Genomic DNA, 14,673 nt, shown 5'->3' on the forward strand with positions numbered 1-14,673 from the left:
TTCTCAATGAATGTCGATGCGGCGCGGCTGGACGGCGGCCCGGCGCTTGATGCTGACGCGCAGCACGCCGTCGCGATAGCTGGCCTGCACCTGGTCCGGATCGATGTCGTCCGGCAGGCTCACCACACGGCGGAAGCGGCCACTGAAACGCTCGTTCTGGTGGACGATGCTGCGGGCGTCCGGTGTGGTGCCTTCCGGCTTGGCGGCGGCCTGTGCTGCCGTCTGGGACGCACGTTCACCGGCCAGGCTCAGCACGCCGCGGTCCAGGTCCACGCTGATGGTGGCGGGGTCCAGGCCGGGGGCGAAGGCATACACCTCCACCGCCTCCGGTGACAGGCCGACATTCAGCGCCGGATAGCCGCCGCGCCCCTGGCCACGAATGCTGGACGAGACATCAAAGGCCTGGCTGACCTCGCGCTGCAGGCGCTCCAGGTCGTTGAACAGGTCACGGGCGAACAGACGTTGGTACATAGGGCCTCCTTCACGGACTGTGGGGGAATTCGTTCGGCGACCGACGTGGCCGCCATGCATCCAAGTTTTGGACGACCCAGCGGTTCTTCAAGATCTTGAAATTGGGGGTGGGGTGCCCCCATATCGGCCGCCCGGCGGCGAATCCGTGGCCGTCAGTGCCGGCTATCGAGCCCCGGCCAGTGCTGGGCGGCGAAGCCATTGCGGCCCGCCCGTTTGGCCTGATAGAGCGCCCGGTCGGCCAGCGCCATGAGATCGCGCGCCGGGGCCTCCCCATCGGCCAGGGTGGCCACACCGACGCTGGTGGTGACGCTCAGGCCCGCCATCCGCTCGTTGCGCACCGCCTCCACGATCTTGGCCGCCACACTGGCCGCTTCGTCCGGGCGGTTCAGGTCTTCCAGCACGGCAATGAACTCATCACCGGCCAGACGCGCCACCAGGTCACTGGCCCGCACCGTGCGGCGCAAGCAGTGAGCAAACGCACGCAGCACCTCATCCCCCACGCTGTGGCCGTGGGAGTCATTGATCTTCTTGAAGCCGTCCACATCCAGGAACAGCAAGGCCATGGCACGACCCTCGCGGGCGTGGCGGCGCTGGCGGGCCAGTGCGCTGTCCAGCGCCCGGTCCAGCTCCCGCCGGTTGGGCAGGCCGGTCAGCGCGTCGGAGCTGGCCAGTTGGGCCAGTTGCGCTTCGGCTTGCTTCATCGGGGTGATGTCCATGGACAGGATGTAGAGACCGACCACCCGGCCCGCCGCGCCCACATCGGGCACATAGATGCTCTTGAAATGCCGCAGCCGCCCCAGTTCGAGATTGGCGGTGTCGAACTCCACGCGCTCGCCCTGCAAGGCCAACGCCAATTGCACCCGGCGCTGGGCGTACAGCTCCGGGCCCAGCAACTGTTCCAGCGTCTGTCCCAGTGCGTCCTCCAGATTCACGGCAAGCCAGCTGCGTACCGTTTCATTGGCATATTGCAGGCGCTGCTCCGCATCCACATAGGCCAGCGCAATGGGCAGGTTGTCGGTCACCGCCTTCAGGCGCTTTTCGCTGCGGGACACGCGCACCTCATCGCGGCGCCGCTCGGTGATGTCCATGGACACGGCGTAAAAGCCTTCGGGCTGTCCCGCCCCCCGGTCCGGCACAAAGCATTGATGAAAGTGGCGCAACTGCCCTTCCACCACCAGGTCGGCATCAAACTCCACCCGCTCGCCCGAGAGCACCCGGTCCACCTGCGGCAGCATCAGCGCCACGTCCTGAGCGCCGTGCAGGCCTTCCAGCGTCTTGCCCACCGCCGTCTCCGGCTCAAAGCCGAAGATGCGCGCAGCGGCCGCGTTGGCAAACAGCAGCCGGCCATGCCGGTCGAACTGGCCAATCAAGGCCGGGACGTTGTCGGCAATGCCACGCAGACGATGTTCCGAGCGCTCGGCTGCGCGGGTACGGCTGATGACCTGCGTCACCGCCAGCACGGTGAACACCGTCAGCGTGCCCAGGCCCCCCAGCAGCAGAAGCTCCGCCTGGCTGGCGTCCCGCTGCAGCCGCGCATTGATGGCCGCCCGCTCCGACTGAAGGTCCGTCAGCAATTCCCCCAGCAGGTCGCGCAGTTCGTCCATGTGGCCGGGGTCGCCCATCACCAGCTCCAGCGCCTCGTCATGCCGGCCGCTTTCGTGCAGGCGGAGCGTCTGGCTCATGTCGCTCAGTTTCATCAGCGCCAGTTCGCGCACCCGTTCCAGCCGAGGGCCGTGCATCGGGTCCGGATTGCGCTGCACCAGTTCGTCCAGCCGCTGCTCCAGCCCCAGCACCGCGTCCCGGTAGGGTTGCAGCGCGCTGCCTTTCTGGGTGAGCAGGTAACCCCGCTGGCCGGTCTCGGCATTGAGCAGGTCCTGCATCAGGCGGTTCAACTGCGGCAGCGTGCGGTTGATACGGTCGGCGCGCTGCAGATGGCCGAGGGAGACCTGGGCCCGCCAGGCCAGCAGGCCGGACAGCACCGTAATCGCCGCCAGCGACAGAAGCAGCCACCCCACGCCGCGACCCATCAGGGAGCGAAGCGTCTTGGAGAAGGGCGTGAGCATGCGGAAGCGGTCAGCAGGGCAATGGCGGACAGGGTCCTTGCGGGGCATTATCCGTGGCGCTGGTGACAGGCCGTCAAGGGAGGCGTGGAGGGGCGTCGTTCTACATCACCCCGTTCGACATCACCCCTTTGGCAGACGCGCAGCCACAGACCTGTCCCTACAGTCCCTGCTATGCCTGCCTCCGTCCGACATCGCCGGTCCCTTCTTCGTACCCCCGACCCTCACGGCCATGCCAAGGTCAGCTTTGCCGAGCTGTTTTTTGACCTGGTGTTCGTGTTTGCCGTCACGCAGCTGTCGCACCGGCTCATCGGCCATTTCACGCTGGAGGGGGTGCTGCAGACGCTGTTTCTGATGCTGGCGGTGTGGTGGGTCTGGGTCTTCACCTCGTGGGTGACCAACTGGCTGGACCCGGAGCTCACGCCGGTGCGGGCCTGCCTGTTTGCCTTCATGCTGCTGGGGCTGCTGATGTCGGGCGCCATTCCGGAGGCCTTTGATGGCCGGGCGCTGATGTTTGCCGGCAGTTACGTGGGCATCCAGGTGGGGCGCACCTTGTTTTTCCTCTGGGCGGCGCGCGGCGGCGGCCCGGTGCTGGTGAGGAATTTCCAGCGGATCCTGACCTGGTTGGCCTGCAGCGGCCTGCTGTGGATCGCGGGCGCCTTGGTGGACGAATGGCGGTTGCCCTGCTGGGTGGCAGCGCTGTCCCTGGAATATGTGGCGCCTTCGCTTGGGTTTGCGGTGCCGGGGCTGGGTCGGTCCGCCACGACGGACTGGGCGATTTCAGGTGGACACCTGGCGGAGCGCTGCGCGCTGTTTGTGATCATTGCGCTGGGGGAATCCCTGCTGGTGACCGGTGCCACCTTCTCGTCGCATGACGTGACGGCTGACACGGCACTCGCCTTTGTCGTGGCCTTTGCCGGCAGCCTGGCGCTGTGGTGGCTGTACTTCGACACCACCCACGACCTGGCCACCGGGCGCATCGCCCAAAGCCAGGACCCGGGTCGATTGGCGCGGCTGAGCTATACCTACCTGCATCTGCTGATCGTGGCCGGCATCATCCTCAATGCGGCGGGGGATGAGTTTGTGCTGGCGCATCCCATGGGCCCCACCGGGCTGCAGACGGCCGTCTGCGTGCTGGGCGGCTTTGGGCTCTACATCCTGGGCGTGGGGCTGTTCAAGTGGTCGGTGATGGGGCGCTGGCCGTGGTCCCACGCGGTGGCCATTGGGGTGCTGGGGCTGGCGAGCTTGGGCGCAGACCGGTGGCCGGCGGTGCTGACCAGCGCTGTGGCATGTGGGGTGCTGGTGGGGCTGGCGGCGTGGGAGCGGCATTCGCGCCGTCTGGCGGGGTGATACAGCCTCGTTGCTGAGAGCCGGGCTGGGGTGTGACGACGGGGGATACGTGAAGTGAGTCGAACGGAAAAAATCATGGCCGCCGTTGTTGTTGAAGAGGGCTGGCGTCCGGTCCACCTTCACGCGGACGGTAACGACCCACTCTGTGGCATTGAAACGGCGCTGATCGAGTCGATCGATCTACCAGGTCGAAAGCTGTGCGCTCGATCGGTCGGTCGGTCTGCATTTTCAATGACCGGCGCGGCGCGACTTGCCTCCGAATCCTGACGTCTGGCGAGGAGGTGTCGAGCGTGAGCATTGAAGGTTGGCGCTCCAACTGCCCTGACCCGCAGGCGGGCCCCTCACTCATCCAAAAACTCCCACGTATCCGCTCCATCAAATCGCCGCACCCGCACCGACGCAATCAAAGCCGGATCGAAATTCCCCAGGTGCACCCCATGTCTGGCCCCCGGCTCCAGCGGAATCGGCTCCCAGTGCGTCACGCAGCCGCAATGCTTGCAGCGAATGGTGCTCAAGGTTCGGTCGCCCTGCACATAGGACTCCGTCGATTCGGGATGGCCTTCAATCTTCACCGTGCCGAAATCGAAATAGACCCACGGCCCGCCAATGCGTCGGCAGAGCGAACAATTGCAGTCGGTGGCGACTTCGGGGGTGGAGGGAAGTGTCAGTCTCACTGCGCCGCAGTGGCACCAGCCTTCGTGGGTCATCAGGTTCTCCTGTGTGGGCTCGCGCAGCCAAGCCTAGCGCAGCCGCCACGGCGCGTCTGCCCCCAAAGCTTTGACCCGCCCAGCACCGCACGCCCCCCGCTCCTCCACAAAAAAAGGCGCCGAGAGCGGCGGAAACTCCGCTGCTGTCGGCGCCAAATACATCCCGGCTGTTGGCACTGACCGGGAGTCCTACTCAGGGCAATGGATCGATCAACCTGCCGGCGTCCAGCCCCCTCCGAGGGCCTTCACCAGACCCACCGTGGCCTGGTACTGCTCGGCCTGCACTTGCAGCGCCACCCGTCGGTTACGCAACTCGCTGCGGCGGGCATCCAGCAGGTCCAGCTGGCTGATGAAACCGTTGCGGTAGCGCGAGTCTGACAACGCCGTGGCACGCGCGGCAGATTCCACCGCCTGCGCCTGCACCTCGGCCTGGCGCGACAGCAGTTGCAGCCCGCTCAGGCTGTCTTCCACCTCGCGCAGCGCCTGCAGCAGTTGCTGCCGGTAACTGGCCATGGCCAGGTCCAGGCTCGCCTGCGCCGATTCGATGCCCGCCTTGCGGCGGCCACCATCAAACAGCGGCAGCGAGAGCAGCGCATCCACCGACCACGCGCGCGCCGACCACTTGAACACATCGCTCAGTTCCGGGGAGGCATAACCACCGGTCGCCGTCAGCGTCAGGCTGGGGAACCATGCGGCCTGCGCCACACCCACCCGCGCCTGCGCCGCCAACAGGCTGCGCTGCGCCGCCGCCACATCCGGGCGGCGCGCCAGCACCGCGCTGGGCAGCCCGGCCGGGATGGCTGGCAAGGCCGCCAGGTCCGTCGCCTCGGGCAGCGTGAAGCCCGACGCCGATTCACCCAGCAGCACCGCCAGCGCGTTTTCCAGTTGGGCGCGTCGGCGGTCCAGCGCCACGGCGTCGGCTTCGGTGGACGCCACTTCCGTCTGCACCCGGGCCAGATCCAGTTCCGCCACATCGCCCGCCTGATAGCGGCGCTGTGTCAGGGCCAGCGTTTCGCGGTAGGCCGTCACGGTGTCGCGCACCAGACGGCGTTCCTGATCGGTGAAGCGCAGCGACAGATAGGTCTGCGCCACATCCGCCTGCACCATCAAGCGCGTGCTTTGCAGCAGCGCTTCACGGGCCTGCGTGTCCAGTCGGGCCGCACGGCTGGCCTGCGACAGGCGGCCGGTGATGTCCGCCTCCCAGCTGGCATTGAGGCCGGCGCTGTACAGCGGCGTCAGGGCCGGGCCCTCCCCCGCCGTCGTGCCGCGATAAGCACCCACCGAGGCGCCCAACTGGGGCATCCGGTCCGCATCGGCGCTGCGCGACAAAGCCCGCGCCTGCGCCAGCCGCGCAACGGCCGATTGCAGGTCGGTGTTGTTGCGCAGGGCCCGCTGCACCAGATCATTCAGCTGGGCATCACCAAAGGCCAGCCACCAGTCGCCGCGCGGCTCGGCATCGGCGGGCGGCACCACCGCCCAGTGGCCATCGGCCACCGCAGCGCTGGCCGTCGCCCCCTTGAAGACGGTGGGGGTGGCCGGCAGGCGCGATTCATCCATCGGCGGCGGTGTGGCGCAACCGGCCAGCACCAGCGCAGCCAGCAGCGTTGTCATCATCAGTTTCATGGCAGGAATCCTTGTCTGTCTGCGGAACGGCGCGGGTCACTCATGGTCGTGGCGCGGTGCCGCCGGATGCGGATGGGCACCCGCACCGCCTCCGAAGTCATGGCCAGCGCCCTGCTCCGGCTGGGCAAAGGCCTCCAGGTGCGGCGTCTCCCCATGCTGCTTCAGCGGACGGTTGCCGGAGAGGCGACGCATCAGCACGTAGAACACCGGCGTGAGGAACAGGCCGAAGGCCGTCACACCAATCATCCCGGCGAACACCGCCACCCCCATGGCATTGCGCATTTCTGCACCAGCGCCATGCGCCAGCACCAGGGGCAGCACACCCATCACAAAGGCCATCGAGGTCATCAGGATCGGGCGCAGACGCAGCCGGCTGGCTTCGATCGCGGCCTGCAGCGGACTGCGTCCGGCAAACTCCAGCTCCCGGGCGAATTCCACGATCAGGATCGCGTTCTTCGCGGACAAGCCCACCAGCACGATCAAACCGATCTGCGTGAAGACGTTGTTGTCCCCATGGCTGAGCCAGACGCCGGTCATGGCGGCCAGCAGGCCCATCGGCACTATCAGGATGATGGCCACCGGCAGCGCCAGGCTTTCGTACTGGGCGGCCAGCACCAGGAACACCAGCAGGATGGCCAGCGGGAAGACCCACAGGGCGGAGTTGCCAGCCAGGATTTCCTGGTAGGTCAGCTCGGTCCATTCATAGCTGATGCCCGGGGGCAGCGTTTCGGCCGCAATGCGAGCGATGGCATCCTGGGCCTGACCGGTGGAGAAGCCGGGGGCCGGACCGCCGTTGATGTCGGCCGACAGGAAACCGTTGTAGCGCATGGCGCGTTCCGGGCCGAAGCTCGGTTCGATCTTCATCAGCGCGGACAGCGGCACCATCTCGCCGGTGTTGGAACGCACCTTGAGCTGGCCGATGTCTTCGGCACGGGCCCGGAACGGCGCATCCGCCTGCACCCGCACGGTGTAGGTGCGGCCGAACTTGTTGAAGTCATTCACATACAGGCTACCCAGGTAGATCTGCATGGTGTCGAACACATCGGTCACCGCCACACCCAGCTGACGGGCCTTGGTACGGTCCAGGTCGGCATAGAGCTGGGGCACGTTCACCTGATAGCTGGTGAACAGGCCGGCCAGTTCCGGTGCCTGCGAGGCCTTGGCCATGAAGGCCTTCACCGCCGAATCCAGGGCTTCATAACCCAGGCCACCACGGTCTTCCAGCTGGAGCTTGAAGCCACCGGTCGTGCCCAGCCCCTGCACCGGCGGGGGCGGGAACATCACCACGAAGGCGTCTTCGATCTTGCCGGCAAACTGGCCGTTCAGGTTGCCGGCGATTTCGCCAGCCGACAGGCCCTTGCCGGTGCGCTCGTCAAAGGGCTTGAGCGTGGCGAAGACGATGCCGGAGTTGGAGCTGTTGGTGAAGCCGTTGATCGACAGCCCCGGGAAGGACACGGCGTGGTCCACGCCCGGTGTCTTCATGGCGATGTCGCTCATGCGGCGGATCACATCTTCGGTACGGTCCAGGGTGGCACCGTCCGGCAGTTGGGCAAAACCGATCAGGTATTGCTTGTCCTGGGCCGGCACAAAGCCGCTGGGCACGGCCTTGAACAGGCCCACCGTCACCGCCACCAGCGCGGCATAGAGCACCAGCATGATCGCCTTGCGGGAGATCACACGGGTCACGCCACCGCTGTAGGCCTTGGCGCCGCGGTTGAACAGGCGGTTGAAGCCACCAAAGAAGGGGCCCAGCACGCGGTCCATGCCCCGGGTCAGCCAGTCCTTGGGTTCGTCATGCCCCTTCAGCAGCATGGCGGCCAGGGCCGGCGACAGGGTCAGCGAGTTCACCGCAGAAATCACGGTGGACATGGCAATCGTCAGTGCGAACTGGCGATAGAACTGGCCGGTCAGGCCGGTGATGAACGCCAGCGGCACGAACACCGCCACCAGCACCAGCGCAATCGCGATGATGGGGCCGGACACTTCCTTCATGGCGCGGTAGGTGGCCGCACGCGGGCTGAGGCCCGCCTCGATGTTGCGCTCGACGTTCTCCACCACCACGATGGCGTCGTCCACCACGATACCGATGGCCAGCACCAGGCCGAACAGCGACAGCGCGTTGATGGAGAAGCCAAAGGCATGCATCACCGCAAAGGTGCCGATGATCGACACCGGCACGGCCAGCAGCGGGATGATGGAAGCGCGCCAGGTCTGCAGGAACAGGATCACCACCAGCACCACCAGGGCCACGGCCTCCAGCAGGGTGTGCACCACCGATTCGATGGAGGCCCGCACGAACTGCGTCGGGTCGTAGACGATCTCGTAGTTCACGCCTTCCGGCATGCTCTTCTTCAGCTCGGCCATGGTGGCGCGCACGTTGTCCGAGATCTCGATCGCGTTGGAACCCGGCGCCTGGAAGATGGGAATGGCGACGGCGGACTTGTTGTCCAGCAGCGAGCGCAGCGCGTATTCAGCAGCACCCAGCTCGATGCGGCCGAGGTCGCGCAGGCGGGTGACCTGGCCGTTGGCACCGGTCTTCACGATGATGTCGCCGAACTCTTCCTCATTCCTGAGGCGGCCCTGGGCGTTAACCGGCAGTTGCAGGTCAATGCCTTGCAGGCCGGGCGAGGCACCCACCACACCGGCGGCGGCCTGTACGTTCTGCTCGCGGATGGACTGCACCACGTCATTGGCGCTCAGGCCATGCTCGGCCACCTTCTGCGGGTCCAGCCAGACGCGCATGGAATAGTCGCCGGAACCGAACAGCTGCACCTGCCCCACGCCCTGAATGCGAGCCAGGCGGTCCTTGACATTGAGCACCGCGTAGTTGCGCAGGTAGGTCATGTCATAGCGGTCGTTGGGCGACAGCAGGTGGACCACCATGGTGAGGTCGGGGCTGCTCTTGACGGTGGTCAGGCCCAGGCGGCGGACTTCTTCCGGCAGACGCGGCTCGGCTTGTGAGACGCGGTTCTGCACCAGCTGCTGCGCCTTGTCCGGGTCGGTACCCAGCTTGAAGGTGACGGTCAGCGTCATGTTGCCGTCGGTGTTGGCCTGGCTGCCCATGTAGAGCATGCCTTCCACGCCGTTGATGGCTTCTTCCAGGGGCGTGGCCACGGCTTCTGCAATCACCTTGGGGTTGGCGCCGGGATATTGCGCCCGCACCACCACCTGCGGCGGCACCACTTCCGGATATTCGGAGATCGGCAGCACGCGCAGGGCGAGCAGGCCGGCGACAAAGATCAGCACCGACAGCACACCCGCGAAGATCGGGCGGTCGATGAAGAATTTGGAGAGATTCATGGCAGTCCTTCTAGACAGCTGTATGGATCAGCGGCAATGGCGAGCCCGCCGCATCGGCCAAACCGATGCGTCAGGCGCGTCGATGTCCGGGCCGGACGGGTCCAGGCCCGGGTGCTGTCACATCAGGATTTGTCAGCCTTGGGCGAACCGTCCCGGGCTTGCAACTCGGTCTTGGCGTTCATCGGCACCATCTGCGGTTGCACCAGGGCCCCCGGGCGCACACGTTGCAGGCCGTTCACCACCACACGCTCATTGGCCTGCAGGCCAGCGGTGACGATGCGCAGGCCATCGACGCTGGCGCCGAGCTGCACTTCGCGGTAGACCAGTGTGTTGTCCTTGCCCACCACCATCACAAAGCGCTTGTTCTGGTCGGTCCCCACGGCACGCTCGTTCACCAGCACCGCCGGCCGGCTCTTGGCCTGGCCCAGGCGGATGCGGGCGAACTGGCCCGGCATCAGCGCTCCGTCCTTGTTGTCCAGCACCGCGCGCACACGCACCGTGCCGCTACGGGCATCCACCTGGTTGTCCACCAGTTGCAAGCGGCCGGTGTAGGGCGTGTCGTTCGTGGCGGAGGTACCGATCTGCACCGGCACCTTGTCCAGCTGGTTGCGGGCACCGGCGCCACCGGGCAGGTCGGCCAGGGCGCGAGTCACGGTGCGCTCATCGGCGTCAAAGCTGGCGTAGATGGGGCTCACCGACACCAGCGTGGTCAGCACCGGGGCGCTGGGGCCGGCTGCCACCAGGTTGCCTTGGGTGACTTCAATGCGGCCCACGCGCCCGGCCACCGGTGCTCGCACCTGGGTGTAGCCCAGGTTCAGGCGGGCGGACTGCAGCGCAGCCTGGGCGGCGCGCAGGTTGGCATCGGCTTCGCGGAAGGCATTGCTGCGCTCGTCCAGTTCGCGCTGGGCAATTGCATGCTCGCTCCATAGGCGATTGGATCGCTCCAGCTCGCTCTTGGTGTAGCTCACGCGGGCCTGGGCGGCGACCACCTGGGCTTCGGCGCGATCCACTTCCGCCTGGAACGGGGCGGGGTCGATGGTGATGAGCAACTCACCGGCCTTGACCAGCGAGCCCTCGCGGAAATGCACCGATTGGACGGCGCCGGCCACGCGGGAGCGGACATCCACGCGTTCCACCGCTTCCAGGCGGCCGGAGAATTCTTCCCAGGCGGCGACATCCTGGGTGGCGACGGTCGCCACCGAGACGGGAATGGCTTGCGGGGCGGCTGCCGGCGGATTGGCTTCCGCCTGCTGGCTGTGCAGGCCGACCACGCCGGCCGCGACCACGGCAGCAATGGCAGTCAAAGAGGTGGCAGTGATGGCGAACGGGCGCCGGGGGCTGAGCAGATTCTTCATTGTTGTAACTCCGTAGACGGTTCGAGACGGTTCTGGATCAAGGCGCAGAAGGCGGCAGACAGGGGGCGGGACGAGGGCGGTGGACATCGCCCCAGAGGCTGGTCGGGTGAAACAAGGTTCATGGCTGGCGGCTCCCTAGGTGGGTTGAGGCCGTGAGCCACGCGAGGAGGTCAGCGGCGGGATGGCGTGAAGAAATTCAAACAGCCGCTGGCGCAGCGCCTTGACCCAGGGCGGCTGCAGGCCCTGCAGAGAGGGCCAGCGCATCAGGCTGCACGGCCAGCCGGTGGGGCCCGGCAGGATGGTCTGCTGCACGTCCACACCCGCGCGCTGCATCGCGCGGGCATAGGCCACCGCTTCATCGCGCATCGGGTCGTCGTCGGTGCTCAGCACCAGGGCCGGTGCCAGACCGGCCAGGCGGTGCGTGCAGGCGGGCGCTGCGTAGGGATGGTCCCCCTCCTCGCATTCACCCAGATAGGCGCGCCAGCCATGGGTCCAACGGCATTCGCCGCTGCCCGCTTCTGCCTGCCGCAGCGAGGCCGTCGCCAGGCAGGGGTTGAGCATCGGCCCGATCAGAATCTGGCCGGCCAGCTTGCGGTGGCCCTGATCGCGCGCCATCAGCGCCAGTGCCGCTGCCAGGTTGCCGCCGGCCTCCTCACCCGCCACCAGCACCGGGCTGGAGCGGCCAGAGAGCCGGCTGCGGCTCTTGTAGATGCCGTGCAACAGTGCGTCGATGGCCCGGAGTGCGGTCGGAAACACCTGGTCCGGCCCGGTGGGGTAATCCACATCCACCACCACCGCGCCCGCCTCGGCCAGCAGGCGGGAGACGAGTTCACCGTCGTCCAGCGTGCCGCTGGTGAAAGCGCCGCCGTGCAAATGCAACACCACCGGGGCCTGCGGCCGCCGGGTGGCGCCCTTGTAGACGCGCACCGGCATGACGCCGTCGCCGGCGGGCATCAGGTCGTCGTAACAGGAGGTGAGCGGCAAGGCGTCCATGGCCGTTGAATCCTTGGGAAAACGGGGCGAAGGCGGGGCGAAGGCGGGGCGAAAGCGTGGCGAAAGCGTGGGAATGCTGCGGAGACAGCAAAGGCCTGCGCAGACAAGGGGCAGGCGTTCATGTTGCAATGCAGCGAAATTTAGAGATTCGGCCGCGTTCGATAAATGGCCGCCGACGCGAATCAATGTTTCGCGGGCGAAACAATGGATCAGGCAGGATGCGGCCTCGCGCGCGCATCAGCGCATCAGCGCAAGAGGAAGAGGAACGTCAGATGGACAAGCTCAATGCCATGCAGGCCTTCGCACGGGTGGTGGAGGCCGGGACCTTCACCAAGGCGGCGGAGTCGCTGGATCTGCCCAAGACGGCAGTGACGCGGCTGATCCAGTCCCTGGAGGACCACCTCAAGGTCAAGCTGCTGAACCGCACCACGCGCCGTGTGAGCGTCACGCCCGATGGCGCCGCCTATTACGACCGTGTGACCCGCCTGCTGTCGGACATCGAAGAGCTGGAGGGCTCGGTATCGAATGCGCGGGCCGCCCCCCGCGGGCGCATTCGTGTGGATGTGGCCTCGTCTGTGGCGCGGATGCTGATCATTCCTGCACTTCCGGAGTTTTATGCAAAACATCCGGACATTCAGATCGACCTCGGCGTGTCAGACCGTCCGGTGGACCTGATCAGCGACAACATCGATTGCGTGGTGCGCGGCGGTGAAATCACCGACCAGTCTCTGGTGGCCCGCCGCATCGGCGACTGGGGCTATGGCTGCTGCGCCTCCCCGGAATACATCCGCCGCCACGGCCTGCCGCAGCATCCGCTGGACCTGGAATCGGACCAGCATTTCGTGGTGAGCTATTTCTCGGCCCGCACCGGCAAGCGCTTCCCGTTCGACTACAGCAAGAACGGCCAGCGGTATGAGGTGTATGGGCGCTACCAGGTCTCGGTGAACGACGGCAATGCCTACATGACTGCCGGCCTCACCGGGCTGGGTGTGATCCAGGCGCCCTATTTCATGATCAAGCCCCACGTGGATGCGGGCGAGCTGGTGCCCTTCCTGTGTGACTGGGAGTCGGACCCCTTGCCGCTGTATGTGGTGTACCCGCCCAACCGTCACCTGAGCACCAAGCTGCGGGTGTTTGTGGACTGGGTGGCGGAACTCTTCGCCCGCCACACCGTGTGGCAGAAGCAGCTGATTGCCAGCTGTGATGCCAAGAAGGGCAATACCGACGCGAGCGTGACGGCAGAACCCAACGGCGCCAAGCTCGCGGTGATGAGCGCGGCTTGAGGTGAAGCGCTGGCGGGGGGGCGCCGTCCGCGTTCAGGCCCGCAGCGGCATGCTCAAGCGCACCCGCAGGCCCTGGCCGGAGGTGGCGTCCAGCAGCTCCAGCCGCCCGCCGTGGCGCTGGGCGATGTCGACCCCGATCGCCAGACCCAACCCGCTTCCCGTGGCCTTGGCCTCGCTGCCACGCTGAAAGCGCTGCAGGGCGCGGCTACGCTCTTGCGGTGGAATGCCCGGGCCGTTGTCTTCCACCTCCAGATAGGCCCATGCGTCCTGCGCGCCACTCCGCACCGTGATGCGCGCGGCCGGGCCCGCATAGTTGAGGCTGTTGTGCAGCAGGTTTTCCAGCAGCTCCCGCAGCAGGAAGGCCTGGCCCAGCACGGGCGCATCGCTCAGCTCAAAGCCCAGGTCCATGCCGGTTGCCAGCGCACGGGGCACCCAGTCTTCGGCCACCTGGGCGGCAATGTCCCGCAGGTCCAGCGGGCGCTCCCGCTGGGCCGGTTCGGCTTCGGCGCGGGCAATCGACAGCATCTGCTGCGCCAGGCGCGCACTGCGGTCCACCGATTTCTGCAGGCGCTTGAGCAGCGGCTCCACTTGCGGATCATGCGGTTCCAGCAGCGCCAGGTCGATTTCGGTGCGCAGCGAGGTCAGCGGCGTGCGCAGCTGATGGGCGGCATTGGCCAAAAAGTCCTGCTGGGCGGAGGACGCTCGCCGCAGGCGTTCAAACAAGCGGTTGAAGGCGGCGACCAAGGGACGCAGCTCGGCCGGCACTTCCAGCGCCATCGGCTCCAGGCGCGCCAGGTCCCGGCGCTCCAGTTCCGCGCTCAGCCGGGCCAGCGGCCACAGGCCCTCATGGGTGGCCCACCAACCGGCGGCGGCCAACAGCACGGCCATGCCGCCGATCAGCAGGCTGACCACGGCCAGCAGCTGGCGCTGCAACGCATCCCGCTTGTGCAGGGTTTCGGCCACCACGATCTGACAGGACTGGGCAAAGCGGCAGGCCGTCCCCAGCACCCCCACCCGAAGGGCCTCGCCGTTCAGCGTGGTAATGGTGAAGTACCACTCACCCGCCGCACGGCGTGGCAGGTTCAAGGCCTTGAGGGAGGCGTCGCCATGCAGCACATGGCCGTCAGGGTCCGACACCAGGTAATAGACGCTGTCGGTGCGGTCGAAACGCAGTGCGCTGTCGGTCGGGCCCGACACATCCACATAGATCTGCCCGTCCCGTTCATGGATGAGGCTGGCCACGGCGAGGGCGGTGTCCCCCAGGGACTGGTCCAGCCAGGAGATGGCGGTGTCATGCATCACCCGGTAGAGCACCGCGCCGGCCACCGGCACAGCCACCACCACCGGCACCATCAACCACAGGAGCAGCCGCTGCTTGAGACTCAGACGGGAGCGCCGCTCCGGCGGGCCGGGTCGGGTGGACGTGGACTTGGACTTGGACGCCGCAACGGGAGCTGCAGCGAGATCAGCAACGGGATCAGGAACGGGGTCGGACTTGTTATCGGCTGGCTGCTGCATGAGACGCCCGGAA

11 protein-coding genes are annotated in these 14,673 nt (G+C 66.9%); 3 read left to right on the forward strand and 8 right to left on the reverse strand.

The window, feature by feature from the left end; translation table 11 throughout:
- Positions 1 to 3 precede the first annotated feature (3 nt).
- Both OU995_RS01195 and OU995_RS01200 read right to left on the reverse strand, forming a co-directional pair.
- Entirely contained in the window at positions 4 to 471 is a 468-nt protein-coding gene (locus OU995_RS01195; protein WP_267833524.1) for an Hsp20/alpha crystallin family protein, read from the reverse strand.
- Between the two features lie 152 nt (positions 472 to 623).
- The gene (locus OU995_RS01200; protein WP_267833525.1) at positions 624 to 2,534 is read right to left on the reverse strand and encodes a diguanylate cyclase domain-containing protein; all 1,911 of its coding nucleotides are present in this window, start codon (positions 2,532 to 2,534) and stop codon (positions 624 to 626) included.
- A gap of 171 nt (positions 2,535 to 2,705) precedes the next feature.
- On the opposite strand from OU995_RS01200, the gene OU995_RS01205 reads away from it, so the two are divergent.
- Together OU995_RS01205 and OU995_RS01210 are read left to right on the forward strand one after the other, a co-directional pair.
- Positions 2,706 to 3,881, forward strand: a complete 1,176-nt coding sequence (locus OU995_RS01205) for a low temperature requirement protein A (RefSeq protein ID WP_267833526.1) — start codon at positions 2,706 to 2,708, stop codon at positions 3,879 to 3,881.
- 75 nt (positions 3,882 to 3,956) lie between these two features.
- The gene (locus OU995_RS01210; RefSeq protein WP_267833527.1) at positions 3,957 to 4,148 is read left to right on the forward strand and encodes a hypothetical protein; all 192 of its coding nucleotides are present in this window, start codon (positions 3,957 to 3,959) and stop codon (positions 4,146 to 4,148) included.
- A gap of 74 nt (positions 4,149 to 4,222) precedes the next feature.
- Here the strand turns inward: OU995_RS01210 and OU995_RS01215 are convergent, their stop codons facing one another.
- The 5 genes from OU995_RS01215 to OU995_RS01235 all read right to left on the reverse strand — a co-directional run bounded on the left by OU995_RS01215 (position 4,223) and on the right by OU995_RS01235 (position 11,859).
- Positions 4,223 to 4,588 carry a GFA family protein gene (locus OU995_RS01215; protein ID WP_267833528.1) on the reverse strand — a complete coding sequence of 122 codons (366 nt, stop codon included), beginning with the start codon at positions 4,586 to 4,588 and terminating at the stop codon, positions 4,223 to 4,225.
- A 210-nt stretch (positions 4,589 to 4,798) separates the two neighbouring features.
- Complete coding sequence (locus OU995_RS01220; RefSeq protein WP_267833529.1) at positions 4,799 to 6,211, reverse strand: efflux transporter outer membrane subunit; 1,413 nt, start codon at positions 6,209 to 6,211, stop codon at positions 4,799 to 4,801.
- Between the two features lie 36 nt (positions 6,212 to 6,247).
- Positions 6,248 to 9,511, reverse strand: a complete 3,264-nt coding sequence (locus tag OU995_RS01225; RefSeq protein ID WP_267833530.1) for an efflux RND transporter permease subunit — start codon at positions 9,509 to 9,511, stop codon at positions 6,248 to 6,250.
- A 122-nt stretch (positions 9,512 to 9,633) separates the two neighbouring features.
- Complete coding sequence (locus OU995_RS01230) at positions 9,634 to 10,866, reverse strand: efflux RND transporter periplasmic adaptor subunit (protein WP_267833531.1); 1,233 nt, start codon at positions 10,864 to 10,866, stop codon at positions 9,634 to 9,636.
- 135 nt (positions 10,867 to 11,001) lie between these two features.
- A complete protein-coding gene (locus OU995_RS01235) occupies positions 11,002 to 11,859 on the reverse strand; it encodes an alpha/beta hydrolase fold domain-containing protein (RefSeq protein WP_267833532.1) in 858 nt (285 codons plus the stop codon).
- Positions 11,860 to 12,131: 272 nt separating this feature from the next.
- On the opposite strand from OU995_RS01235, the gene OU995_RS01240 reads away from it, so the two are divergent.
- Positions 12,132 to 13,142 (forward strand): LysR family transcriptional regulator, encoded by a 1,011-nt coding sequence (locus OU995_RS01240; RefSeq protein ID WP_267833533.1) that lies wholly within the window; start codon positions 12,132 to 12,134, stop codon positions 13,140 to 13,142.
- A gap of 33 nt (positions 13,143 to 13,175) precedes the next feature.
- Here the strand turns inward: OU995_RS01240 and OU995_RS01245 are convergent, their stop codons facing one another.
- The gene (locus OU995_RS01245) at positions 13,176 to 14,660 is read right to left on the reverse strand and encodes a sensor histidine kinase (RefSeq protein ID WP_267833534.1); all 1,485 of its coding nucleotides are present in this window, start codon (positions 14,658 to 14,660) and stop codon (positions 13,176 to 13,178) included.
- Positions 14,661 to 14,673: the final 13 nt, after the last annotated feature.

The sequence above is a fragment of the Roseateles sp. SL47 genome (assembly GCF_026625885.1).
GTDB lineage: Bacteria > Pseudomonadota > Gammaproteobacteria > Burkholderiales > Burkholderiaceae_C > Roseateles.